The 23598-nt window shown below is 60.4% G+C and carries 19 protein-coding genes and 1 riboswitch; of the genes, 17 read left to right on the top strand and 2 right to left on the bottom strand.

The features are described 5' to 3' along the window. Nucleotides 1-14: 14 nt before the first annotated feature. The 7 genes from B5F35_RS07805 (at nucleotide 15) to dnaJ (ending at nucleotide 8239) form a co-directional block, all read left to right on the top strand. Nucleotides 15-560 (top strand): DUF2284 domain-containing protein, encoded by a 546-nt coding sequence (locus B5F35_RS07805; protein WP_087239715.1) that lies wholly within the window; start codon nucleotides 15-17, stop codon nucleotides 558-560. A gap of 33 nt (nucleotides 561-593) precedes the next feature. Further along, nucleotides 594-2105, top strand: a complete 1512-nt coding sequence (locus B5F35_RS07800; RefSeq protein WP_242969437.1) for an ASKHA domain-containing protein — start codon at nucleotides 594-596, stop codon at nucleotides 2103-2105. Nucleotides 2106-2221: 116 nt separating this feature from the next. After that, the gene (locus tag B5F35_RS07795; RefSeq protein WP_242969436.1) at nucleotides 2222-3139 is read left to right on the top strand and encodes a C39 family peptidase; all 918 of its coding nucleotides are present in this window, start codon (nucleotides 2222-2224) and stop codon (nucleotides 3137-3139) included. A 155-nt stretch (nucleotides 3140-3294) separates the two neighbouring features. Continuing rightward, nucleotides 3295-4326, top strand: coding sequence for a heat-inducible transcriptional repressor HrcA (gene hrcA / locus B5F35_RS07790; protein WP_087239713.1), 1032 nt, complete (start codon nucleotides 3295-3297; stop codon nucleotides 4324-4326). A 38-nt stretch (nucleotides 4327-4364) separates the two neighbouring features. After that, nucleotides 4365-5006 carry a nucleotide exchange factor GrpE gene (grpE, locus tag B5F35_RS07785; RefSeq protein ID WP_162611369.1) on the top strand — a complete coding sequence of 214 codons (642 nt, stop codon included), beginning with the start codon at nucleotides 4365-4367 and terminating at the stop codon, nucleotides 5004-5006. 86 nt (nucleotides 5007-5092) lie between these two features. Beyond that, nucleotides 5093-6934 carry a molecular chaperone DnaK gene (gene dnaK, locus B5F35_RS07780; RefSeq protein WP_087239709.1) on the top strand — a complete coding sequence of 614 codons (1842 nt, stop codon included), beginning with the start codon at nucleotides 5093-5095 and terminating at the stop codon, nucleotides 6932-6934. Between the two features lie 153 nt (nucleotides 6935-7087). Then, nucleotides 7088-8239, top strand: coding sequence for a molecular chaperone DnaJ (gene dnaJ / locus B5F35_RS07775; protein ID WP_087239707.1), 1152 nt, complete (start codon nucleotides 7088-7090; stop codon nucleotides 8237-8239). Nucleotides 8240-8570: 331 nt separating this feature from the next. On the opposite strand, the gene B5F35_RS07770 is transcribed toward dnaJ, so the two are convergent. Further along, on the bottom strand, nucleotides 8571-9764 hold the full coding sequence (locus B5F35_RS07770; protein ID WP_087239705.1) for a phosphodiester glycosidase family protein: 1194 nt from the start codon (nucleotides 9762-9764) through the stop codon (nucleotides 8571-8573). A gap of 311 nt (nucleotides 9765-10075) precedes the next feature. Here B5F35_RS07770 and hflX point away from each other — a divergent pair, with 311 nt between their 5' ends. The 6 genes from hflX to thiC all read left to right on the top strand — a co-directional run bounded on the left by hflX (nucleotide 10076) and on the right by thiC (nucleotide 16011). Beyond that, nucleotides 10076-11338: a GTPase HflX gene (gene hflX / locus B5F35_RS07765; protein ID WP_087239703.1), complete on the top strand. Its 1263-nt coding sequence runs from the start codon at nucleotides 10076-10078 to the stop codon at nucleotides 11336-11338. 63 nt (nucleotides 11339-11401) lie between these two features. Beyond that, nucleotides 11402-11509: riboswitch (TPP riboswitch) on the top strand. A gap of 272 nt (nucleotides 11510-11781) precedes the next feature. Next, entirely contained in the window at nucleotides 11782-12300 is a 519-nt protein-coding gene (thiW, locus tag B5F35_RS07760) for an energy coupling factor transporter S component ThiW (RefSeq protein WP_087239701.1), read from the top strand. 16 nt (nucleotides 12301-12316) lie between these two features. Further along, nucleotides 12317-13138: a hydroxyethylthiazole kinase gene (gene thiM / locus B5F35_RS07755; protein ID WP_087239699.1), complete on the top strand. Its 822-nt coding sequence runs from the start codon at nucleotides 12317-12319 to the stop codon at nucleotides 13136-13138. Then, the gene (thiE, locus tag B5F35_RS07750) at nucleotides 13125-13763 is read left to right on the top strand and encodes a thiamine phosphate synthase (RefSeq protein ID WP_087239698.1); all 639 of its coding nucleotides are present in this window, start codon (nucleotides 13125-13127) and stop codon (nucleotides 13761-13763) included. The genes thiM and thiE overlap by 14 nt, the downstream gene beginning before the upstream one ends. A gap of 124 nt (nucleotides 13764-13887) precedes the next feature. Then, complete coding sequence (gene thiD, locus B5F35_RS07745; protein WP_087239697.1) at nucleotides 13888-14688, top strand: bifunctional hydroxymethylpyrimidine kinase/phosphomethylpyrimidine kinase; 801 nt, start codon at nucleotides 13888-13890, stop codon at nucleotides 14686-14688. 15 nt (nucleotides 14689-14703) lie between these two features. After that, nucleotides 14704-16011 (top strand): phosphomethylpyrimidine synthase ThiC, encoded by a 1308-nt coding sequence (thiC, locus tag B5F35_RS07740; protein WP_087239695.1) that lies wholly within the window; start codon nucleotides 14704-14706, stop codon nucleotides 16009-16011. Nucleotides 16012-16093: 82 nt separating this feature from the next. Here thiC and B5F35_RS07735 read toward each other — a convergent pair whose 3' ends face one another. Further along, a complete protein-coding gene (locus tag B5F35_RS07735) occupies nucleotides 16094-18301 on the bottom strand; it encodes a helix-turn-helix domain-containing protein (protein ID WP_087239693.1) in 2208 nt (735 codons plus the stop codon). Nucleotides 18302-18675: 374 nt separating this feature from the next. Here B5F35_RS07735 and B5F35_RS07730 point away from each other — a divergent pair, with 374 nt between their 5' ends. The 4 genes from B5F35_RS07730 to B5F35_RS07715 all read left to right on the top strand — a co-directional run bounded on the left by B5F35_RS07730 (nucleotide 18676) and on the right by B5F35_RS07715 (nucleotide 23551). Continuing rightward, nucleotides 18676-20019: an ABC transporter substrate-binding protein gene (locus B5F35_RS07730; protein ID WP_242969435.1), complete on the top strand. Its 1344-nt coding sequence runs from the start codon at nucleotides 18676-18678 to the stop codon at nucleotides 20017-20019. A 90-nt stretch (nucleotides 20020-20109) separates the two neighbouring features. Next, nucleotides 20110-20991 (top strand): carbohydrate ABC transporter permease, encoded by an 882-nt coding sequence (locus tag B5F35_RS07725; RefSeq protein WP_087239691.1) that lies wholly within the window; start codon nucleotides 20110-20112, stop codon nucleotides 20989-20991. A gap of 4 nt (nucleotides 20992-20995) precedes the next feature. Further along, nucleotides 20996-21811: a carbohydrate ABC transporter permease gene (locus B5F35_RS07720; protein WP_087239689.1), complete on the top strand. Its 816-nt coding sequence runs from the start codon at nucleotides 20996-20998 to the stop codon at nucleotides 21809-21811. Between the two features lie 63 nt (nucleotides 21812-21874). Further along, a complete protein-coding gene (locus tag B5F35_RS07715; RefSeq protein ID WP_087239687.1) occupies nucleotides 21875-23551 on the top strand; it encodes a DUF4091 domain-containing protein in 1677 nt (558 codons plus the stop codon). The last annotated feature ends 47 nt before the right edge of the window (nucleotides 23552-23598 follow it).

Here is a 23598-nt window from a genome sequence, read left to right as displayed (position 1 = left end):
AGGAGGAGATCCGGATGGAGGAGTATCGTGAGCTGATGGACCGTGTGGAGGCGGAAGGCTGCTGCGCGGGGATCACAAAGGTGGAGGATATCCAGTTTGAGCCGGAGTTCCGCAAGGCGTGCGAAGCAAATTCCTGCGGCAACTACGGGAAATGCTGGATGTGTCCGCCCGACGCCGGACCGATCGACGAACTGATTGCACGCGCCAAGACGTACCGCTACGCTCTGGTGTACCAGACGATCGGTCAGCTGGAGGACAGCTACGATTTTGAGGGGATGATGGAGGCCGCGCATACGCACAGCCAGCTCTCGGAGCGGCTGCGGCCCGTGTTTGCGTCGTGCGGATTTGAGCGCACGCTGCATCTCGGCGCGGGCGGCTGCCATGTCTGCCCTGAGTGCGCCAAGCGCACTCAGGAGCCATGCCGCCACCCCGATTTGGCCATGGCTTCCCTGGAAACGTATGGGGTCAACGTGTCTCAGTTGGCCCGCCTGTGTGGGATGAAATACATCAACGGGGAGAACACCGTCACCTATTTCGGGGCGCTGCTGTTCACCCCGTAACCCGGCAGTCGGCCGGGGGGAGGAGGAAATGCCATGCCGGTGATGACGGTCAACGGAAAGGCATATCCGGTTCCTGTGGGGATCCGGCTGAGCGAAGCGCTGGCGCAGACGCCCGTTTCGACAGCCTGGCCCTGCGGGGGACTGGGAAGGTGTGGAAAATGCCGTGTCACGGCGTTCGGTGCGCTGAGTGATCCGGATGGGCAGGAAAAGGCGTTTCTCTCAGAGGAGGAGCGGCAGGCGGGCGTTCGGCTGGCCTGCCGCACCTTTGTGCTGGGGGATTGCCGTGTGGAGGCTGCCGTTTCCGGGGGCGAAGCGATCCAGACAGACGGCGGAGCCGGTGTTTCCGTGGTGCGGCCCGCGTTCCGGCGCTTCGGCGCGGCGGTGGATCTGGGTACCACGACGCTGGCGGCGCGTCTTTATGATACATCCGGCACATGTCTGGCGTCCGGCGGGCGGATGAATCCGCAGAGCCGCTGGGGCGCGGACGTGATCTCCCGGATTCAGGCGTCGATGGACGGGGCGCGGGAGGAGATTGCCGCGTGTGTGCGCGAAGGGATCGCCGGGCTGCTGCGGGATCTGGCGGAGCAGGCCGGAATCGAGACGCAGGCGATGGACGGGGCGGTGATCACGGGCAACACAGCGATGCTGTATCTGCTCACGGCCAGCGCGCCGGACGCGCTTTCCCGCGCTCCGTTTGAAGCCGATCGCCTGTTCGGCTGTGAGGTGGAGGCCGCGTCGCTCGCGCTGCCGCTGGCCCCCGGTGCGTGGGTCTACCTGCCGCGCTGCATTTCGGCTTTTGTGGGCGCGGATATCACGGCGGCTATCGCGGCGGCAGGCCTGTGCCGCTCCGGGAAAACGCGGCTGCTGGCGGATATCGGCACAAACGGTGAGATGGCGCTGTGGCACGGCGGGGAGCTGTGCTGCTGCTCCACGGCGGCTGGCCCCGCTTTTGAGGGCGCGGGCCTTTCGATGGGTATGCAGGGCGCGAACGGAGCGGTCGACCATCTGCGGGTGGAGGACGGCGAACTGTGCGCGCATGTGATCGGTGGAGGTGAACCGAAGGGGATCTGCGGCAGCGGCGTGGTGGATGCGCTGGCGTGCCTGCTGAGGCTGGAAACGCTGGATGAAACGGGCCTGCTCGACGACGATCCCGCCGTCCTGTGCGGGGATGTCTCTCTCACACAGAAGGACGTGCGTATGATCCAGCTGGCAAAAAGCGCCGTCTGCGCGGGGATGCGCACACTGGTGCAGCACGCGAAGCTTTCGTGGGAGCAGGTCTCGGAGCTGCTGGTGGCGGGCGGCTTCGGCAGTTATCTGGATCTGGAAAACGCCGGAAGGATCGGCCTGATTCCGCCGGAACTGGTGATGCGCACGCGGGCGATCGGAAACGCGGCGCTCGACGGCGCTTCCATGCTTCTGCTCGATCAGGCGCTGCGGGAGGAGACGGAAGGCATGGCGCGCGCCGCCCGCACCGCCGATCTCTCGACGGATCCGGTGTTCATGCAGTGGTACACGGAAGGAATGTTTTTTGAGACGCCGGATTGAACTGTGAGAAAATCGTAAGGAATTCTCAGGAAAAAACAAAAAAACGCACGTTTCCCGTCTGGTAGAATGAACATACCGGGCGGGAATTTTTTTGTCCGGGGAAAGGGGAGAGTTCCTTGCGAAGGACAAGAAAAAACAGAACGCGCCGTCTGCTGGTTCGCCGTGCGGTGCTTTTGCTGGCGGCGGCAGGCATTGTCGCCGGTGTGGTGTTTGGAATGAAAACAGGATTGGGGATCGTGCGGGAGGCTATTCTTGCCGTGGCTCCGGCCTCCGGTGTTTCCGTTTCCGCCGGATCGGTTCCCGAGCTTTCGGCCGCGGATCCTGAGGGGGAGGCCGTGCAGCGCCTGCGGGAGCTTTCCGCGCAGGAACCTCGGCTGGCGGAAATCGTGGACGACTGCCAAAGCTATCCGGAAGCGCTGCTGGATATGCTGTCCCGGAATCTGGACATGCTGGATTTTGTTTTGGGATATCCGGAAAATAAGGGACGCGAACCGGCAAAAAGCATCGGGGAAATGGAGCCGGGAAAGGTGCCGCTTCTTCTGCAATACGACCCGCGCTGGGGATACATCGGGTACGGGGACAGTATCATCGCCGTGGCGGGCTGCGGACCGACCTGCCTTTCCATGGTGGCCGCCGATCTTACGGGAGATTCCGGCATTACGCCCGCTGTGGTGGCCCGGTATGCACAGGAAAAGGGTTATTATGTGGAAAATGTGGGGACAAGCTGGTCGCTGATGTCCGAGGGATGCGCGGAGTTTGGTCTGCAAGCCGAAGAGCTTTCGCTTTCCCGGGGAGTTTTGGAAAACGCGCTGGCGCAGGGACGTCCGGTGATTTGCAGCATGGGGCCGGGCGATTTCACCACGGCGGGCCATTTTATTGTGATCACCGGCGAGAGCGGCGGGCAGTTTTCCGTGTGCGATCCCAACAGCCGGGAGCGCAGCGGCATGCTCTGGGACTATGACCGTCTGGCTTCGCAGATACGCAACCTCTGGGCCTTTTCCAAAGAGGAAAAAAAGCAGGAGATATTTTATTGAGAGCCTCTGCCCTCGTGGCAGGGGCTTTTCCTTTTCCAGATTTCACAATTAGTTTACAATTATCTTCTTGACAACCGTGGAGAGGAATGGTAAATTAATAATCAGAATTAGCACTCACAATAAAAGAGTGCTAAAATGAAAAGAGGTGAACGGGGTTGGAGCTGAGCAGCCGACAGCAGAAAATATTGGCGGCCGTGGTGGAGCATTACATCGCGACAGGCGAGCCCGCCGGCTCAAAGATGCTCTGCGACAGCCTTGATTTCACCGTGTCCCCCGCAACGGTCCGCAACGAGATGAGCGAGCTGGCGGAACGCGGCCTGCTTTTGCAGCCGCACACGTCGGCGGGACGCATCCCTTCCCAGAAGGGCTACCGCGTGTACGTCGACCGGCTGATGAAGCGCCGTCCGCTTTCGCCGGAGGAGCGCCGCACCATCGACAGCATGCTCCTCTCGAACGCCTACGATCCGCAGAAGCTTCTCGACGGCGTGTCCCGGCTTCTTGCCGGCATGACGCGCTTCGCCGCGGTGTCCACCCTTCCGGGCGGGCAGGGCGTCACCATCCGGGCGGTGCAGTTCGTGCAGACGAGCCGCCGCACAGCGATGGTCGTCCTGATTACCTCGTCCGGGATGCTGAAAACACGGGTGTTCCGGTGCGATTTCGATATCACGCCCGATATCCTGCGCGTGTTCTTCCGCACGGTGAATGAAAAGCTGGTGGGGCGCACGGTCGAGGAAATCACGCCCGCGTTTGTCCAGAGCCTGGCGGTCTCACTCGGTGAAATGGCGATCCTGATGAGCTCCGCGCTCATGGCGGTGCTGGACGCCGCCCAGGAATCCATGGAAGCGGATGTGTGCCTGAGCGGGCAGATGAACCTGCTGTTCTGTCCTGAATTTGAGGGCAGCGGCGCGCGCCGCGTCATCGACTTCCTCTCCCGGGAGGAGGAGCTGACAAGGCTGGTGCTCCAGCCGGGCGGCACACGGGTGCTCATCGGCCGGGAAACCAGGCGCTCCGAGCTTTCGGATTCCAGCGTGGTGGCCTGCCGGTACGCCATCAGCGGCAGGGACGCGGGGGCGATCGCGGTCATCGGGCCGACAAGAATGGATTATGGAAAAATGGTGACCAGCATTGAATATCTGGCGGATACCGTTGGCAGAATGTTAACGGAACTGCTGGATCAGCAAGGCTGAGTCACGCGCAGATAGACAGAAGGAAAGGGGTTGGCAGCGTGGCAGCAGAAGAGGAAAAGAAGGACGTGCAGCCGCAGGATCCTGTCCAGGAGGAAACTGTTCCCGAAGAGTGCGCACAGTGCGCGGAAAACGAAGAGCAGGCGGACGACGCCTCGCAGGAGGGGGAGGAAACCACGCGGGAGAAAAAGCTGGAGCAAAAATGGAAGAAAAAGCTGGAGACGGCGGAAAACCTTTCAAAGCTGGAGCTGGAAAAGGCGAACGCGGAAACCCAGAAGGCCCGCGAGCAGCTGGTGCGCCTCGCGGCGGAATATGAAAACTTCCGCAAGCGCAGCGAGCGCGAAAAGCAGGCCATTCACGCGGACGCCACGGCCGGAGCCGTGTCCGAGCTGCTCAGTGTGGCGGATAACCTCGAGCGCGCGCTGGCACAGAAGGATTGCAGCGCCGAGGATCTGCGGCGCGGCGTGGAGATGGTTATGAACCAGCTTCAGGCGGCCTTCCACAAGCTGGATGTGGAGGAGATGGGCCAGGTTGGGGATCCGTTCGATCCCAACATCCACAACGCGATCTCCCATATTGAGGACGAGAGCGTGGAGGAAAACACCATTGTACAGGTGTTTGAAAAGGGCTACCGCATCGGCGACAAGGTGATCCGGCACGCCATGGTTCAGGTGGCAAACTGAGCGGGAATCTGCTTTTCATATAAATATTCTGATTTATCATCAAGCAAATGACAATTCCAAACGGAAGAATGTGGAGGTAATACAGTATGGCAAAGACAATCGGTATCGATCTTGGTACAACCAATTCCTGCGTCGCCGTGATTGAAGGCGGCGAGCCTGTCGTTATCGCGAACGCCGAGGGTGGCCGCACAACCCCGTCCGTCGTCGCTTTCTCCAAAACCGGAGAGCGCATGGTCGGCCAGGTGGCAAAGCGTCAGGCTATCACGAACCCGGACCGCACGATCTCCTCGATCAAGAGAGAGATGGGTTCCAACTATAAAGTGCAGATTGACGACCACAGCTACACCCCGCAGGAGATCTCCGCGATGATCCTGCAAAAACTCAAGGCGGACGCTGAGGCTTATCTGGGCGACAAGGTGACCTCCGCCGTCATCACCGTCCCGGCTTACTTCACCGACGCACAGCGCCAGGCAACGAAGGACGCGGGCAAGATTGCCGGTCTCGATGTCAAGCGCATTATCAACGAGCCGACGGCTGCCGCTCTCTCCTACGGCATCGACAAGGGCGAGGAGCAGAAGATCATGGTCTATGACCTCGGCGGCGGCACGTTCGATGTTTCCATCATCGACATGGGCGACGGCGTGCAGGAGGTTCGCGCGACGGCCGGTAACAACCGTCTGGGCGGCGACGATTTCGATAAGCGCATCATGGACTGGATGGTTTCTTCCTTCAAGAGCGAGACGGGCATCGACCTGTCCTCCGACCGTATGGCCATGCAGCGCCTGAAGGAAGCCGCTGAGAAGGCGAAGATCGAGCTTTCCAGCATGACCACCGCTTCCATCAACCTGCCGTTTATCACCGCCGATGCCTCCGGCCCGAAGCACCTGGATCTCACCCTGACCCGCGCAAAGTTCAACGAGCTGACGGGCGATCTGGTTGAGAACACCATGGGCCCGGTGCGCCAGGCTCTGCAGGACGCTGGTCTGAACCCCTCCGACATCAGCAAGGTGCTGCTCGTCGGCGGTTCCTCCAGAATCCCGGCTGTTCAGGAAGCTGTCAAGAAGTTCATGGGCAAGGAGCCCTTCAAGGGCATCAACCCGGATGAGTGCGTTGCCATCGGCGCGGCTCTCCAGGCCGGTGTGCTCGGCGGCGAGGTCGAGGGCCTGCTGCTGGTTGACGTTACCCCGCTGTCCCTCGGCGTGGAAACGATGGGCGGCGTGATGACGAAGGTCATCGACCGCAACACCCCGATCCCGACGAAGAAGAGCCAGATCTTCTCCACCGCCGCAGACGGCCAGACGCAGGTGGAAGTCAACGTGCTCCAGGGTGAGCGTGAGTTTGCCCGCGACAACAAGCAGCTTGGCCTGTTCAAGCTCGACGGTATCGCTCCCGCGCCGCGCGGAATTCCTCAGATCGAGGTTACGTTCGACATCGATACCAACGGTATCGTGAACGTTTCCGCGAAGGATCTCGGCACCGGCAAGGAGCAGCACATCACCATCACCTCCAGCTCCAACATGAGCAAGGACGACATCGACAAGGCCGTCAAGGAGGCCGAGCAGTATGCCGCTGAGGACAAGAAGCGCCGCGAGGAGGTTGAGGAGAAGAACAACGCCGAAAACCTCGTCTATGCCGTGGAGAAGCTGATCAACGACAATGGCGACAAGATCAGCGACAGCGAAAAGAGCGATCTTTCCGCGAAGAGCGCCGCGCTCAAGGAGTCCATCAACAAGAACGACATGGCTGCCGTGAAGTCTCAGATGGAGGAACTCCAGAAGGCGATGTACGCCGTCTCCGAGAAGCTCTATCAGAATGCCGCGCCGCAGCAGCCGCAGGGCGGTGAGCCCCAGCAGGGCAATCCCGCGGGCGGCCCGAGCGGCAACGTGTACGACGCGGAGTACAAGGACGTCGACGGCGACAACAAATAAAATGGAAAGCGGCCTGCGCAGGTCCGCTTGCAGGCCGTGCTCCGCCCTGGGCGGGGCACGGCCTTGGGTGTGTCGGGGGATGCGCTCCCGAAAGGCGGTTCCGGCACGAAAACAGGGCGGCTTTCTCATCTTTATGGTTTAGGAGTGGTTTGATTGGCGGATAAAAGAGATTATTATGAGGTAATGGGCATCCCCCGCAATGCGTCGGAGGATGAAATTAAGAAGGCATACCGCAAGCTGGCGAAGCAGTATCACCCCGATCTGCATCCCGGCGACAAAGACGCCGAAGCCAAGTTCAAGGAACTGAACGAGGCATATGAGGTCCTCTCCGACAAGGAGAAGAAGGCCCGCTACGATCAGTTCGGCCACGCGGGCGTGGATCCGAACTTTGGCGGCGGCGCGGCAGGCGGAAGCCCCTTCACCGGCGACATAGATTTTGGAGATATCTTCAACAGCTTCTTTGGCGGCTTTGGCGGCGGTGCGCGCCGCGCCAATCCGAACGCCCCGCGCCGCGGCAGCGATGCCGAGGCTGTGGTCAACATCGACTTTGAGGAGGCCGCGAAGGGCTGCAAAAAGACGATTGCCTACGACCGGATCGAGAACTGCCAGGAATGCGGCGGCTCCGGCGCGCAGAAGGGCACCAGCGCCAAGACCTGCCCCCAGTGCAATGGCACCGGACAGGTGCGCGTGAGCCAGCGCACGCCCTTCGGTGTGGTGCAGACGTCGCGCGGGTGCGATCGCTGCCATGGCACCGGCAAGGTGATCGATTCTCCCTGCCATACCTGCGGCGGCTCCGGCCATGTGCGCCGCCGGAACTCCATTGAGGTGAATATCCCGGCAGGCGTGGACAATGAGCAGATCCTCAGCGTGCGCGGCCAGGGCAACGCCGGAACCAACGGCGGCCCGGCGGGCGATCTTGAGGTGTTCGTCAACGTGCGCCCGCATCCCATCTTTGAGCGCCGCGGCAACGACGTCTGGTGCGAGATGCCGATCACGTTCTCCCAGGCGGCGATGGGCGCGGAGGTGACGGTGCCGACGATTGACGGCCGCGTCAGCTACCAGGTGCGCGAGGGCACGCAGCCCGGCGACGTGTTCAAGCTTCGCGGAAAGGGAATCCCGTTTATCAACGGCAGAGGACGCGGCGATCAGTATGTACAGGTCACCGTCGAGGTTCCGAAAAACCTCTCCCAGAAGCAGAAGGACGTCCTGCGCGAATTCGATTCCATCGCGGAGGAGAAAAACTACGCCAAGCGCAAAAGCTTCTTCGATAAACTCAAAGACCTCTTCGGCGATCAACAAGGCTAAGCCCAAGGCTGAGCCTTGACGCAGGTCGCGCACGCCGCGTCCCGCGGCGAACCCTGATAAAACACGTTGACCCCTCTGCGATCTCACGTCGCAGAGGGGTCTTGCTGTATATCCCGCGACCCGGCCACGGAGCAGCACGGGAAGGTTGGAGTTGATTTTCAGCTGGATGCGATTTGATTTGAATGAAGCCCTTTCTATCAGTTTCGCACCGTGGAAACAGCGCGGGCGGCATAGAAAGGCCCCTCTGCGATTTTATGTCGCAGAGGGGCCGCTGTGCTTTACAAAGCCGGGCGGCGGGCAAGCCCGCCGCGTGCGCGACTTGTGTGCAGGCTCAGCCTGCTGCGAGGAGTTTACATTGCAGTACGGGGTCTGCGCCGGGGACGGTGCTGTAGACGTTCGCGCCAGCCGCGCCGGGCTTTGCCGTGATCTTATAATAATAATTGCGCCCGCTGTTTCCCGTGTACGTCACGGTGTAATGTTCCGGGTCGTCCGTGATGCAGTTCGGCGGGTTGCTGCCGCTCACCAGCGTCATGCAGAACTGGTAGGTGGAGCCCGGCTTCAGCACGAAGGGGCGGGTGGTGTCGGATACAACGCGCCCGTACAGATCGTTCTGCGCGGCCGTCATCTGCGCCTGTGTGGGAGAACCGGGAGCCACGAAGATCCAGCCGTTGGCCACGCGGCGCTCGCTCCCGTCCGAGGGAACGTTCTGCACCGAGAGTGCGTCCGCGCCCGGCTCACGGGAAACCACGGTGGTGCTGCCGCCGCCGTCCAGATTGCCGGCCCAAACAGCGCCTTCCTTGATCATCAGGTCGGCCAGTTCCGTCAGGCTCAGGCCCTCGGAGGAATCCTGCCGCCCGTCCGCTGTCAGGAAGAAAATGCTGCCGTCCTGCTTCACGCCCACAGCTGTGCGCGGCGCGCGGGTGGTGGTTTGATCCGTGCACACGTTGCGCCCATTTTCCACCAGCACGCAGTGCAATCCCATCGCCTGTGTCAGCTGCGGCCACATCTGCGTGTAGTCGGAATAGCGGCCATAGAGCACCTTGCCTTCTTCTGTAAAGCCGAAGAACGGCCAGTCGCGCCCCGCGACGTTGTAGCCATGCACGAGGTTCTTATCCTGGATCACCACGCCCCACGGCTCTCCCGTGCTCATGTTGTACATGTCGCCGTTCACCGCGGCCACCACATTGTTTCCGTTCACGACAGCGCTGTTCGCCATGTTGCGCACGGTCTGCAATCCCACCGATGTGCCGTCCCACGGCATCACCGGGCGCAGCTCCACCTCGGAATCCGGCTTGAGCGTCAGCGTAGTGTAGCGGCTTGACATGTCGCCCAGTGTGTAGGTAAATTCGGTCTGAGTCAGGCCGGGAGCCAGCTCACGGCTTTCCGCCTGCTGGATGGACCAGGATACAAAAGCCGCCGATGCCTGCGGCACAAAAACAGATCCCGTATCCCCGACCGGCAGCACGCACTGGGCTGCCAGAATGCCGGCGGCAATCAGGACGGAAAGCCACCTTTTTTTTCTCATAAAATCATCCTCCCTGTGAGATAGTAATGCTTCAGGGCGTTGTGCGGCCGATGTGGACACGCCGCGCCCGGACACTCTTCTTTTATTGTGCGTGATAATTGCAACAATAGTTTGAACAAACTGTGAACTTAGAGATGGAATTTTCTGGGGTTTTATCCTTTTGTAAAGAAACGGCGCGGGAATTGTATTCTGCGCGCGGATCCGCTATAATAGGGAACACAATACAACACGCGGCGCACGGGCGAAAAGTTACGGGGCCGCGGGAAAAGCCGAACGAAAGCCTGCCAGGCAGGCGGAAAAGGACGGAATCAATGATAGAATTGCAGGAAAAAGCGGAGCGGCCCGAGCGGGCGCTGATCGTCGAGGTGGATACCGGCGAATACGATATGGAGGCCGCGCTGGCGGAGATGTATGAATTGACGCGAAGCGCGGGGGCGGAGCCGTGCGGCGCGGTGACACAGAAGCGGCCCTCGCCGGATCCGGCTACCTATGTCGGCTCCGGGATGATGGAGGAGATCGCGGACTTCTGCCGGACGCAGGAGATTGAGCTGCTGATCTTCGACTGTGAGCTCAGCCCGACGCAGCTTCGGAACATCGAGGAGGCGGCGGATGTGCGCACCGTCGACCGCACCATGCTGATTTTGGATATTTTCGCTTCGCGCGCGAGAAGCCGCGAGGGCAAGCTTCAGGTGGAGCTGGCGCAGCTGCGCTATCTGCTGCCGCGTCTCACGGGGCGCGGGACGCAGCTCTCCCGGCTGGGCGGCGGCATCGGCACGCGCGGACCCGGCGAGACAAAGCTGGAAACGGATCGCCGCCATATCCGCCGCCGGATCGGCTCGCTCAAGGAGGAGCTGGCCCAGGTGGAGCGCCGCCGCGAGCAGATGACCCGCCGCCGCAAAAAGGACGGGGTAATCACCGTGGCAATTGTCGGCTACACGAACGCGGGCAAAAGCACGCTGATGAACCTTCTCACGCAGGCGGGCGTGCTGGCCGAGGACAAGCTGTTTGCCACGCTCGATCCCACGTCCCGCGCGCTCCGTCTGCCCCACGGCAAGACGGTGATGCTGATCGATACCGTTGGGCTGGTGCGCCGCCTGCCTCACCATCTGGTGGAAGCGTTCCACTCCACGCTGGAGCAGGCCGCGGCGGCCGATGTGATCCTCAACCTCTGCGACGCGTCCAGCGAGGAGGCGCGCACGCATCTGGAAGTCACGGACGAGCTGCTGGCCTCGCTCGGCTGCGGTGATCGTCCCATCATCCCCGTGATGAACAAGTGCGATCTCTGTCCGGGGTTGGAGAATGTGCCGGCCATCGGCGGCACGGTGCGGATCAGCGCGAAAACGGGCGAGGGCATTGACCGCCTGCTTGCCGCCATTGAGGATGCGCTGCCGGAAAAAACGGAGCGGGTGACGGTGCTGCTGCCCTTTGCGAAGGCTGGACTGGCTGCGGAAATCCGCCGCGACGGCATGGTGGAAGAGGAGGAATATGTGGCGGAAGGCCTGCGCGTGACGGCGCTGGCGGGCGGAAAGCTGCTCGCTTCCCTGCGGGAATACGAGGTGCCGCAGGAGGGCTGACGCGGTGCGCGGGGGCTTGCAATTTTTGCTGTGCCGCGGTATAATAGCGAAGAACAAAACCAGTGCAAAAGAACGGGGAGCTTGTGAAGCAGGCTGAGAGGAAGTCATTCAACTTCGACCCATGACCTGATGCGGATAATGCCGCCGTAGGGAAGTCATACGAGTGATTTTTCCGGGGACGCCGCGCAGGCGTCCCCGTTTTTGCTCTTTTTTGGAAAGGATGGTGAAACCGGCCCCGCGGACAGTCCGCGGCGGGTGGAGGGGGAGCGCCCTGCGCCTTGTAAACAGCGATGGGAAGCCGTGTTCCGGCGTGAGAGGAGGCCAGTAAGCCTCGACCGAGCCTTCCGGGTGGGAAGTCCCGCCCTGTTTTTCGAGGGAAGCGACGCTGTTTGCACCGATCTGTCCGCGCCGGTTCTCTGACAATGTCCAAAGGAGAGAAAGAAATGAGAAAGACAAACATACAGAAATTGACGATTGCGGCGCTGCTGTGTGCCGTGGCTGTGGTGGGAAGCCTGTTTTCGTTCCCCGTGTTCGGCAGCAAGTGCGCGCCGGTGCAGCATATGGTGAATATCCTCTGCGCCGTCCTGCTCGGCCCGTGGTATGGAGTGGCCGTCGCGTTCTGCGCCAGCCTTCTGCGCAATCTGCTCGGTCTCGGCACGCTCATGGCGTTTCCCGGCAGTATGCTGGGCGCGCTGCTGTGCGGTGTGACTTACTGGAAGCTCAGGCACATCCTGCCCACGCTCATCGCGGAGGTGTTCGGCACCTCGATTCTCGGCGGCCTGTGCGCCTATCCTGTGGCGATCGCGCTGATGAACCAGAGCGCCGCCGATGTCGCCTTCACCGCCTATATCATCCCGTTCTTTGTGTCCACAGCGGGCGGCGCGGTGATCTCGGGGATTTTGCTGTATGCTTTGCAGAAAACGACCGTCCTGCACACCATGCAGACGCGCCTGAGCCACTGAGAAAGGGGGAGACAACATGTTTTCGGAAATGCTCGCAGCGGTGCGCAGCACCGTCCCGCTCATCCATAACATCACGAACTATGTCACAGTGAACGACTGCGCCAACATCCTGCTGGCCTGCGGCGGATCGCCCATCATGTCCGACGACGCGGATGAAGTGGAGGAGATCACCTCCCTGTGTGCCGGTCTGGTGATCAACATCGGCACGCTCAACCAGCGCACCATCCCCTCCATGCTGGCCGCCGGAAAGCGCGCCAATGAGCTGGGCCATCCTGTGGTGCTCGACCCCGTGGGAGGCGGTGCGTCCCGGCTGCGCACGGACACGGCTCTGCGCCTGCTTCGTGAGGTGCGCTTTGCCGTGATCCGCGGCAATATGTCGGAGATCCGCACGCTGGCCCTCGGCAGCGGCACGACGCGCGGCGTGGATGCGGACGTGGCGGACCGCGTGACGGACGAAAATCTGGACGAGGCCGCGGCCTTTGTGAAGCGGTTTGCCAAGGAGACGGGCGCGGTGGTTGCCGTCACCGGAGCGATTGACATTATCGCGGACGGGGAGCGTGCCTTCTGCATCCGCAACGGCGACGGTATGATGAGCCGCGTCACCGGCACGGGCTGCCAGCTTTCCGCCATGACGGGGGCCTATGTGGCGGCGAACCCGGGGCACACGCTGGAAGCCGCCGCTGCGGCTGTCTGCGCCATGGGCCTGTGCGGCGAGAAGGCGCGGCAGCGCATGACGGAGCAGGACGGCAACGCCAGCTACCGGACGTATATCATTGACGCCATCTGCAATCTGACCCCTGAAGAGCTGGAGAAGGGAGCCCGCTATGACATTCGATAAGCATTGCCTGCGGCTGTACGCCGTGACCGACCGTGCCTGGGTGGGGCGGCAGAGCCTGCTGGAGCAGGTGGAGGACGCGCTGCGCGGCGGCGCGACCTGTGTGCAGCTGCGCGAAAAGGAGCTGCCGGAGGAGGAATTCCTCCGCGAGGCCGTGGAGATGGCGGAGCTGTGCCGCCGCTACCATGTGCCGTTCCTCATCAACGACAACGTGGAGATCGCTCTGCGCTGCGGGGCGGACGGCGTGCACGTCGGCCAGGACGACATGGCAGCCGCCGAGGCGCGCCGCCTCCTTGGGCCGGACAAGATTGTGGGCGTTTCGGTCCACACGCCGGACGAAGCCGAAAAGGCCCTGCGCGACGGCGCGGATTATCTCGGCGTGGGGGCGGTGTTCTCCACCTCCACCAAGACGGATGTGTCCGTGCTGACGCACGAAGCGCTCCGCGCCATCTGCGGCGCGACGCCGCTGCCCGCTGTCGCGATCGGCGGCATTTCGCTGGCGAACGTGCAGGAGCTGGCGGGCAGCGGTGTGGAGGGGATCGCCGTGGTCTCGGCGATCTTCGGCGCGCCGGCAATCCGCGAAGCCACCCAGGCATTGCTCGCCGCCTCGGAACAAATGGTGGGCTGATCCGTTTTTTCCGTTTCCTGAGGGTTTCCGGGGGCTTTCCCCCTGAAATACAGCGGCAGACCGGGGGCACCACTCTCTGCCGCGATAGAAAAGTTAGTGCTGATTGTGAAAGGAGAACTTCCGAATGAAAACAGCATTATCCATCGCTGGGAGCGATTCCAGCGGAGGCGCCGGGATCCAGGCGGATATCAAGACGATGACGATGCACGGTGTGTTTGCCATGACGGCGGTGACAGCCCTCACGGCGCAGAACACAACAGGCGTGCGCGCGGTTCTCGAGTCGACGCCCGAGTTTCTCGGCCAGCAGCTTGACGCGGTGTTTGAGGACATCCGTCCGGACGCCGTGAAGATCGGCATGGTTTCGTCCCCGGAGCTGGTGCGCATGATTGCGCAGAAGCTTCGGCAATATGGGGCCGAACACATCGTCGTCGATCCGGTTCTGGTAGCCACAAGCGGTTCCGCTTTGGCGGCGGAGGGCGCGGCCGCGCTGATCCGTGAGCTGCTGTTTCCCCTGGCACAGGTTGTCACCCCGAACATCCCGGAGGCCGAAGCGTTTTCCGGTATGACGATCCGCTCCCGCTCCGACATGGAGAAGGCGGCGGAGTACATCGGGCTAGAGAGCGGCTGTGCCGTTCTGTGCAAGGGCGGCCACAGCGTCAGCGACGCGAGCGATCTGCTTTATGAGAACGGCACGTTTACCTGGTTCGAGGGAAAGCGCATTGACAACCCGAACACCCATGGGACGGGCTGCACGCTCTCGAGCGCTATTGCGTCGAACCTCGCGAAGGGCTGCGATCTCAAAACGTCGATTGAGCGGGCGAAAGCGTACCTTTCGCAGGCACTGGCGGCCATGCTCGATCTCGGGCACGGCTCCGGGCCGCTGAATCATATGGCAGGCATGCAGGAAACCGGCGAAAGCCGCTGAAAGGAGACGGAAAATATGGAACGGACTTACACAACACAGATGGACGCCGCGCGCCGCGGCATTGTCACCCCCGAGCTGGAAAAGGTGGCCGAGAAGGAGCACATGCGCGTGGACGAGCTGCTGCCTCTCGTGGCCAGCGGCAAGGTGGTTATCCCCGCGAACAAGCTGCACAAGAGCCTGTCCCCGGAGGGAATCGGCTCGATGCTCCGCACGAAGATCAACGTCAACCTGGGTGTGTCCCGCGACTGCAAGGATTACGACATCGAGATGAAGAAGGTGCTTTCCGCTGTCGAGATGGGCGCGGAGGCCATCATGGATCTCTCCAGCCACGGCAACACCCAGCCCTTCCGCCGCAAGCTCACGTCCGAGTGCCCGGCGATGATCGGCACCGTGCCGGTTTACGACAGTGTGATCCACTACCAGCGGGATCTCGACACCCTGTCCGCGAAGGATTTCATCGATGTGGTGCGCCTGCACGCGCAGGACGGCGTGGATTTTGTGACGCTGCACTGCGGCATTACGCGCAAGACCATCGAGCAGATCCGCAAGCACAGGCGGAAGATGAACATTGTCTCGCGCGGCGGTTCCCTCGTCTTTGCGTGGATGTGCATGACCGGCCAGGAGAACCCCTTCTATGAGTATTACGATGAGATCCTCGACATTTGCCGGGAGTACGATGTGACGATCTCCCTCGGCGACGCGTGCCGCCCCGGCTGTCTGGCGGACGCAACGGATGTGTGCCAGATTGAGGAGCTGGTGCGTCTCGGCGAGCTGACCAAGCGCGCCTGGGAAAAGGACGTACAGGTTATGGTGGAAGGTCCCGGCCATGTGCCGATGGACCAGATCGCGGCCAACATGAAGGTGCAGCAGACGATCTGCATGGGTGCTCCGTTCTATGTGCTCGGGCCTCTGGTGACGGATATTGCGCCGGGCTACGATCATATCACCGCCGCCATCGGCGGAGCCATTGCCGCCATGAACGGCGCGGCTTTCCTGTGCTACGTCACCCCGGCGGAGCATCTGGCTCTGCCGAACCTCGACGACGTGAAGCAGGGCATCATCGCCAGCCGCATCGCGGCGCACGCGGCGGATATCGCCAAGGGTGTGCGCGGCGCGCGCGACATCGATGACAGGATGGGAGACGCCCGCCGTGCCCTCGACTGGGAAGCCCAGTGGGCCTGCGCGATCGACCCCGAGACGGCGAAGGCCGTCCGCGCGTCCCGCTCCCCGGAGCATGACGACACCTGCTCCATGTGCGGTAAGTTCTGCGCCGTGCGCAGCATGAACAAGGCACTTAACGGCGAGCACATTGATATTCTGTAATCCAAACACAGCACACAGCAAATGCCCCGCGTTGGAACCTCTAAAGGCTCCGGCGCGGGGCATTTTTGTTTTGGAAGGCGAGTTATGTGTCGTGCCTGCAATCCGTGCGGAACATGGTCGGGGTTTTGTTTTCCTGCTTTTTAAAGACACGGATGAAGCTGGCGTCGCTGGAAAAACCGACGGCCAGCGCCACATCCCGGACGCTCATGGAGGTTTCCGCCATGAGCGATTTGGCCCGCTCGATCCGCAGGCTGTTGATGTACTGCGTGACGCTGATCTGATACATATTCTTGAACGCGGTGGATAAGTACGAGTTGCTGACGTTGAGCCGTTCGCTGACAAAGTACAGGCCGATCATCGGATCGGTGTAGTTTTCGTCCAGGATTTCCTTGGCGCGCACCGCGATGGGAAGGGGTTTGCTCTCTGCGGGGAGTTCCATCTGCACGCGGTCAAGGTGATCCAGGATCCCCTGCACGCGCAGCCGGTATTCGCTGAGTGTGCAGGGCAGCGAGAGCAGCCGCCACAGCTCGGAGGTCTCCTGTTCCGGGAGAGATTCGCACGCGGCGTCCATCAGAAGGCTGCTCACGGCCTGCTGGCGCAGAACGTCGCTGGAAGGGACGGCGCTTGTGGAGAGGTATTCTTCGCAGAGCTGATCGAGCGTTTTCCGCGCCTGATCGTACTGTTTTTGGTAGATCTGCCGGGAGAACAGCTGCATGGATTTTGTGTTTCCGTGATGCCCGGCCGCCATGTCAGGCGTGTAGCGGCACACAGGGTGCTGTTCCGAGGGCTCGCAGGAGAGAAGGGCCCTTCTGGCGCACTGGTAGCTGGTGACGATAGAGGCCATACTGTCATAAGCGTTCCCAATCCCGGCCGCGGCTGCGCGTCCCGGACAGAGGAGGTCAAGAATTCGGATGCACAGCTCCCGCAGGCTGGTTTCCGAGAGAGGCGCGTCCGTGTTCAGGAGTACGCACAGCCTGCCATTGTAAAAGGCTGCGAGCCCCTTGGCTTGTTCCCGCCGCAGAAGGGAATCGAGCGGACTGCGCCATTGCTCCGATTCGGAGAACAGCTCGCCCTCGCCGGAAAAGAGCAGAACCTGATAAGCCGTGCCCTCGAAGCTGACGCCGTACCGGTTTGCGGCGGCAAAAGCAGCACTTTCGCTGCGCAGTTCTCCGCGCAGAGCCGCGCGGAGAAAGGAGGCATCGAGTAAAAGCTGATGCTCCGATAAAAGCTTCTGATCCTTGGAGTGGGTTTCCAGAAGCGTCTCCACCTTGCTGTCCAGCAGCTCATAGGAATCGCCTTTGTCCTCTGAAGCGCCCAGCTTTGCCAGAAGCCGCCGGAGAGGACGCTGGCTTCGGCTGCCGATGTACAGGGATCCGGCAATGGCGATGATGAGGCTCAAAAAAGCTCCGGCCACACAGATGAAAGCGGTGGCCCGGACGGTTTTCATGGTGTCGTTTTCCGTGTAGAAGCTGGCATAGTATAGATCCGGCAGCATGGATTCGCTGAAAAATCCCACAATTCCATCCTGGCGCACCGGCCCGGAGAGGGGATTTTCTTTCCAGCGGGCAAACAGGGCGGCGGCGGTATCTTCCCCGGCGGCCTGGCCCTCCAGAGAGAGAATTTGATCGTCAAACAGGATGCACAGGGCGCTGGCGTTTGGATAGGATTCCTGCGCCTGGGCAAAGGTTTGCAGCAGGGCGTCAGGGTTTAGCTCGATCACTGTGACAGCTGTGTATTCTCCCTCAATCACTCTGGGGGTGACGTAGCACAGCTTTTGCTCCGGACCGCCGTTGTCGAGCAGAAAGAAGCTGGAATTTCCCACCAGAAGCTGCTGCTTCCAGCTGTCCATCCCAGAGGGGCTGGGCAGGTTTTGCAGGGCGCGGTAAGAGGATGCCTGGTAACAGCCGAGATTTCCCACCGTAAAGTCAAGATCGGGGTAATAGATATAGATCGCATCCACAATGGGATTGGTGGTGACATAATCCTGCATCATATCATGCAGGCGGTAGACTGAGGACGGCAGCGGCTGAGGGACGGACTGCGTGCCGCGCAGAAAGGCGTTGGCATTGTTCAGCTCCAGCGTGAGCGTATAGCGGTAAATTTCTTCCAGACGTTTGTCCGCGCTGCCCTGGATCAGGCTGTTCAAAGAAATGCTGCTTTGCTGGAAGCTGGTGTCAAGCTGGTGGACGATATAAAAGCAGATCCCGGCGAATACCAGGAGGCATGGACACAGCACAGCCAGCACGGGCCGCATCCATCGCCAGATCTGTCTTTGGAACAATTTTTTCATCGGGATTCCTCTTTCTTTTCCGCTCAAACTGCCTTTTGACGGGGTTGGATATTATTGTAACATAAATGATGGAAATAAGCAAAATTTTATGTAATTTTGTGCACTTTTCCTTCTGATCGAAAAAAATGATCCCTGAAATCTAAAAAATTGCAGGGGATCCGCGCAAAGGGAGATGTGCAAAATGAATAAAAAAGAGACGGTTGCTCTTCTCCAAAAAGAAAAATTGCTCATTTACAGAACGGTGATCCGGCGGTATGGTAGAGACACAGAACACGGCGGCGCGCTGAAACAGCAAACGACTTTGTTCTATCGCAGACAAATCCAAAAACCGGTAAATGATTCGGACTTTCATTTACAGAAAAGAGGAGAATACCATGAAAAAAATGAAGAAGCTGGCTTGTATCCTTTTGGTTGGCGCGATGACGGCAAGTCTTTTGGGCGGCTGTACCGGAAACACCACCTCCTCCACGGCAGGCGGCACAGAATCCACCGGCACGGAATCCGCCGCAGCGGAGAGCAAGACAGAGAGTGCGGCGGAGGAAACAAAGGAAAAGGAGCCCTCCAATCTGCTGCTGTGGATGCCGCCGTACGCCACGGACGGCGAGGCGCTCGATCAGCAGTGGTGGACGGAAACACTGGCTCCGTGGGCGGAGGAAAACAATGTTACCCTGAGTATCGAGATCACGCCGTGGGGCAATTACGCGGAAAAATACCTGACAGCCTTCTCCTCCGGGCAGGGGCCGGATGTCGGTTATATGTACAATGAAATGTTTAACGATTTCATTGACATGGGTACGCTCGAGGAACTGAGCCCGTATTTTACCGAGGAGGATACAGCGGATTATATCTATTATGATCTGGGCTACATCAAGGGCGGACAGTATGCGCTCCCATTTATCGTCGGCAATGCCCGCGTCCTGTTCTTCAATATGGATATCCTGGAGCAGGCCGGCGTGACGGAGCTGCCGGAGACGTGGGAGGATCTGACCGAGGTCTGCGTCAAAGTGAAGGATGCCAACATAGAAGGCGTTATCCCCTTTGCGCAGGAGTGGGCCGATACCGCAATCGGCGCGCTGAACAGTATCTATTACCCATATCTGTGGCAGGCGGGCGGCGATATCTTTGACGAAAACGGCGAAGTTGCGCTGATGCAGAATGACGGCGCGGTGAAAGCAGCCCAGTATGTCTACGACATGCGCTATACTTACGGCGTGCTGCCGGACGAATCCATGGCCATGACGGGAAACGACGTGCGCGACCAGTTTGCGGCGGGTAAGGTTGCGGTGGCGATGGGAGCGACCAACCAGGCCGCCCTGTACACGGAAAACGGGCTCAACTGGGATTATGTCGCGAGCCTGAAGGGCGAGCAGCAGGCAACGTGGATCGCGTCCGACGCCCTGATCATGAACGCGGCCGGAAACAACAAGGAGATGGCGGCGGAGCTGATGAAGCATATCACCAGCCCGGCGATCATGGAGAAGTTCCATTCCGAGCTTTCCGCGTTCCCGCCGATCAACAAGAGCGAAAAATACCTGGATAACGAGCGCTTTGCTTCCATCTATGAGAACGAGGAGACCCTTCACACTTTGCCCGTCGCCCCGAATTCCTACAAGGTGATGGATTCCCTTTATAAGAACCTGCAGCTGATGATGCTCGGCGATCTGACTCCCGAGCAGGCTATCCAGCAGACGGTGGATTATGCGGGGAATGTGAGCTGATCAAACGAGCTGAATCAAGCGTAAACCGGTGCAGGCAGGCGCATGGTCGCCTGCCTGTGCGGGCTTTCAAGCAAGGGAGGAGGAAAAGGAATGCTCAACCGCAAAAAGGAAGCAGTGCAGGGGATCCTATATATTCTCCCGAGCCTGATCCTGATTCTGGTTTTCTCTGTTGTGCCGATCCTCATGAGCGCCTATTTCAGTTTTACAAAGTATAACATGATGCAGGCGCCGCAGTGGGTTGGATTGGACAACTATGTAAGAATGGTGTCGGACCCCTATGTCAAGGCGTCCCTCATCAATACCGTCGTCTTTACGCTTGGGACAGTCCCGGTGCAGACCATCCTTTCGCTGATCATTGCGGCGGTGCTGGCGGAGCTGTTCCGCGGGCGGTTCGGCGGTTTCGTTAAAAGCTCGCTCTTTGTGCCGGTGATCGCTTCCGCGATTCTGGTGGGAACGCTGTGGTCGTTCCTGCTGAACCCGCGCGGCCTGATCAATGAGATGCTTGGCGTGTTCGGAATCCCGCCCGTCAACTGGATCGGCGGAAAACAGACGGCGATGTTCTCCATCTGCCTGGTCAGTGTGTGGAAAAACGTCGGGTATTTTCTCGTGATCTACTATGCGGGGATCATGGATATTCCGCGCAGCCATTATGAGGCGGCGGAGGTGGATGGGGCGAACGCGGTTCAGCGGTTCTGGTTCATCACGCTGCCGGGTCTCAAAAGTGTGACGTATCTGGTGGTAACGCTGGGAACGATCTGGTCGTTCCAGGTGTTTGATCTTGTGTACAACATGACGGGCGGCGGCCCCGGTACCTCCACGCAGACGCTGGTGCTGACCATTTACAACGCCGCGTTTAAAGAGTACAATATGGGGTATGCCAGCAGTGTGGCCATGCTGATGTTTGTGTTCGTCCTTCTGATCAACGCCCTGCAAAAGCTGTTTTTGCAGGAGTCGAAGAAAGGGGCGAAATAAACAGATGACCAGAAAACGCAGAGCGGTGTCCGTTTTGGCAGGGTTCTTCCTGCTGATCTTTGCCCTGTCGGCGCTGACGCCCTTCCTTTTCATGGCGGCGGTTTCCCTGACGCAGAAAACGACGCTGAATCTGAATTTTGCGGGGGAAAGCTTTGATCTGAGAAACTATATCTCGGTCTTTCGCAACCTGAATATTGCACGTAATTTTGCGAACAGTCTGATTGTCACGGGCGGATCCTGCATCCTGAATATTCTGATCTGCTCGATGGCGGCGTATGGCTTCACGAAGAAGCGCTGGCCGGGAAGAGACAAGGTGTTCGCGGTGTATCTGGCCACGCTGGTAGTTCCCAGCCAGGTTACGCTGATTCCCGTTTTCATCATTATCCGCAGTCTGAACCTGATCAATACGCACATTGCCCTGATGCTGCCGATTCTCAACGCATTCGGTGTGTTTCTGATGCGCCAGTTTATGGAGAACGTTCCCGACGAGCTGATTGAAGCCGCGCGCATCGATGGATGCGGGGAGATTCGTGTGTTCCGTTCCGTGGTAATCCCCCTGATCCGTCCCGTGATTATCTCTCTGACGGTGTTTACCTTCATCACAAGCTGGAACGATTTTCTGTGGCCGCTTGTGATCTGCACCAACCAGAATATGCACACGCTGACACTGGCGATCTCGGCGCTCAAGGGGAACTATTCCACGAACTACGGGCTTGTGATGGCCGGATCGATGATCGCGTTTCTGCCTCCGTTTATCCTGTATATCTTCCTGCAAAAGCAGTTTGTGGAGGGGATTGCGCTCTCGGGAATCAAGGGGTAACGCCTGCGCGAAAGCAGGCATAGTTTGCCGCCGCTGTATGCGGTGGGACAGGAGGAGTTTTGTATGCCAGGAGTCGAATTTTTCCTTGCGTCCTCGTTGGAAAAGGTATTTCCCGGGAAACGCCCGGAGCCGTTTGCCGGGACGCTCTCTGCATGGCGCGGCACACGGGCGGCTGTGCAGCTCGTGTACCGGAGTGAGGGCGGGGATGGTGGATCCCTGATGCAGCGCTTTACCGTCTCGGTGGAGGGCGCGCCGGGGGAGCCGGAGCTGTACCGCGTGGAGCTGGTGCCCTCGGATTTCCCGTGCTGGGAGTCCTCGGAGGGCGATCCGAATTACCTCACGCGCGATCCGGGCCTGTTCCCGGATCTGCTGCGTCCGCTGGAAGGGAATGTTTTGCGGCCTGTGCCGCGCCAGTACCGCAGCGTGTGGATTTCCCTTCCCGTGCCGCAGGATGCGCTGCCGGGCAGCTATGAGGTGAAAATCCATGTCACACCCGACCCGCAAAACAGCGCGTTTCACGACGAAGCCTGCCTGCATTTCTGTCTGCGTGTCGGAAAAGCACGCCTTGCGCCGCAGAAGCTGCTGCACACGGAGTGGTTCCACGGCGATTGCCTTGCTTCGTATTACGGTGTGGAGCCGCTGAGCGAGGCGCACTGGAACATCCTGGAAAGCTTTATCCGGCAGGCCGGGGAGCGCCACGGGATCAACCTTCTGCTGACGCCGGTGTTCACCCCGCCGCTCGATACGCTGGTGGGCGGTGAACGTCCCACGATGCAGCTGGTGAAAATCCGGCTGGACGGCGGAAAGTATTCCTTTGATTTCACGGATCTTGCGCGCTGGGCAGGCATCTGCCGGGGCAGCGGGATTCATTCGCTGGAAATCGCGCACCTGTTCACCCAGTGGGGCGCGAAGGCCACGCCGAAGATTGTGGCCACTGTCGACGGTGAGGAAAAGCGTATCTTCGGCTGGGACGTGCCCGCGACCGATCCGCGCTACCGCGCCTTCCTGGAAGCTTTCCTGCCCGCTCTCCGCGCGGAGCTGGAGCGCCTTGGCTACGACAGAGAGCATGTGTTCTTCCACATCTCGGACGAGCCGGGAGAAGCCGATCTGGAGGGTTACCTGGCCGCAAAACGCCAGACGGAGGGACTGCTGGACGGCTGTCAGATGATCGACGCGCTCAGCAGCCTGGAATTTTACCGGCGCGGTGTGGTGGAGCAGCCGGTCTGCGCGAGCGACCACATCCAGCCGTTCCTGGACGCGGGCGTGAAGGATGTGTGGGTGTACTATTGCTGCTCACAGGGGAAGCTGGTGCCGAACCGCTTCTTTGCCATGCCAAGCGCGCGCAACCGCATCATGGGCGTGCTGATGTACCTCACCGGTGTGAAGGGCTTCCTGCAATGGGGGTATAATTTCTACTACACGCAGTTCTCCCGTAAACTGACGGATCCCTTCGCCGTCACGCACTGCGATTACGCGTTCCCCTCCGGGGATGCTTTCCTGGTCTATCCCGGCCCGGGCGGCGAGCCGCTGACCTCTCTGCGTGCGGAGGTGCAGAGCGAGGGTCTGACGGACCTGCGCGCCTTGCAGACGCTGGAAGCGCAAGCGGGACGCGAGGCGGTGGAGCGTCTGGTTCTGGAAAACGCCGGAATGGAGTCCATGAGCTATACGCAGTATCCCGCTTTCGCATCGTATCTGCTCGCGCTGCGGGAAGCCGTGTTTGACGTACTGGAAAAAGTGTAAAAACGGAGCCCACCGGGGAAAACCGGTGGGCTCCGTTTTGCTATAAA

The organism is Anaeromassilibacillus sp. An200 (assembly GCF_002160025.1).
Lineage (GTDB): Bacteria > Bacillota > Clostridia > Oscillospirales > Acutalibacteraceae > Caccousia > Caccousia stercoris.
Note: the sequence above shows the minus strand (reverse complement) of the source record. Positions and strands in the feature narration are given on the sequence as shown.

Excerpts from the sequence above, each read along its gene's own strand:
- B5F35_RS07805 (WP_087239715.1), top strand. The coding sequence starts at position 15 with ATGGAGGAGTATCGTGAGCTGATGGACCGTGTGGAGGCGGAAGGCTGC.
- B5F35_RS07800 (WP_242969437.1), top strand. The coding sequence starts at position 594 with ATGCCGGTGATGACGGTCAACGGAAAGGCATATCCGGTTCCTGTGGGG.
- dnaK (WP_087239709.1), top strand. The coding sequence starts at position 5,093 with ATGGCAAAGACAATCGGTATCGATCTTGGTACAACCAATTCCTGCGTC.
- B5F35_RS07770 (WP_087239705.1), bottom strand. The coding sequence starts at position 9,764 with ATGAGAAAAAAAAGGTGGCTTTCCGTCCTGATTGCCGCCGGCATTCTG.
- hflX (WP_087239703.1), top strand. The coding sequence starts at position 10,076 with ATGATAGAATTGCAGGAAAAAGCGGAGCGGCCCGAGCGGGCGCTGATC.
- thiW (WP_087239701.1), top strand. The coding sequence starts at position 11,782 with ATGAGAAAGACAAACATACAGAAATTGACGATTGCGGCGCTGCTGTGT.
- thiM (WP_087239699.1), top strand. The coding sequence starts at position 12,317 with ATGTTTTCGGAAATGCTCGCAGCGGTGCGCAGCACCGTCCCGCTCATC.
- thiE (WP_087239698.1), top strand. The coding sequence starts at position 13,125 with ATGACATTCGATAAGCATTGCCTGCGGCTGTACGCCGTGACCGACCGT.
- thiD (WP_087239697.1), top strand. The coding sequence starts at position 13,888 with ATGAAAACAGCATTATCCATCGCTGGGAGCGATTCCAGCGGAGGCGCC.
- thiC (WP_087239695.1), top strand. The coding sequence starts at position 14,704 with ATGGAACGGACTTACACAACACAGATGGACGCCGCGCGCCGCGGCATT.
- B5F35_RS07735 (WP_087239693.1), bottom strand. The coding sequence starts at position 18,301 with ATGAAAAAATTGTTCCAAAGACAGATCTGGCGATGGATGCGGCCCGTG.
- B5F35_RS07730 (WP_242969435.1), top strand. The coding sequence starts at position 18,676 with ATGAAAAAAATGAAGAAGCTGGCTTGTATCCTTTTGGTTGGCGCGATG.
- B5F35_RS07725 (WP_087239691.1), top strand. The coding sequence starts at position 20,110 with ATGCTCAACCGCAAAAAGGAAGCAGTGCAGGGGATCCTATATATTCTC.
- B5F35_RS07720 (WP_087239689.1), top strand. The coding sequence starts at position 20,996 with ATGACCAGAAAACGCAGAGCGGTGTCCGTTTTGGCAGGGTTCTTCCTG.
- B5F35_RS07715 (WP_087239687.1), top strand. The coding sequence starts at position 21,875 with ATGCCAGGAGTCGAATTTTTCCTTGCGTCCTCGTTGGAAAAGGTATTT.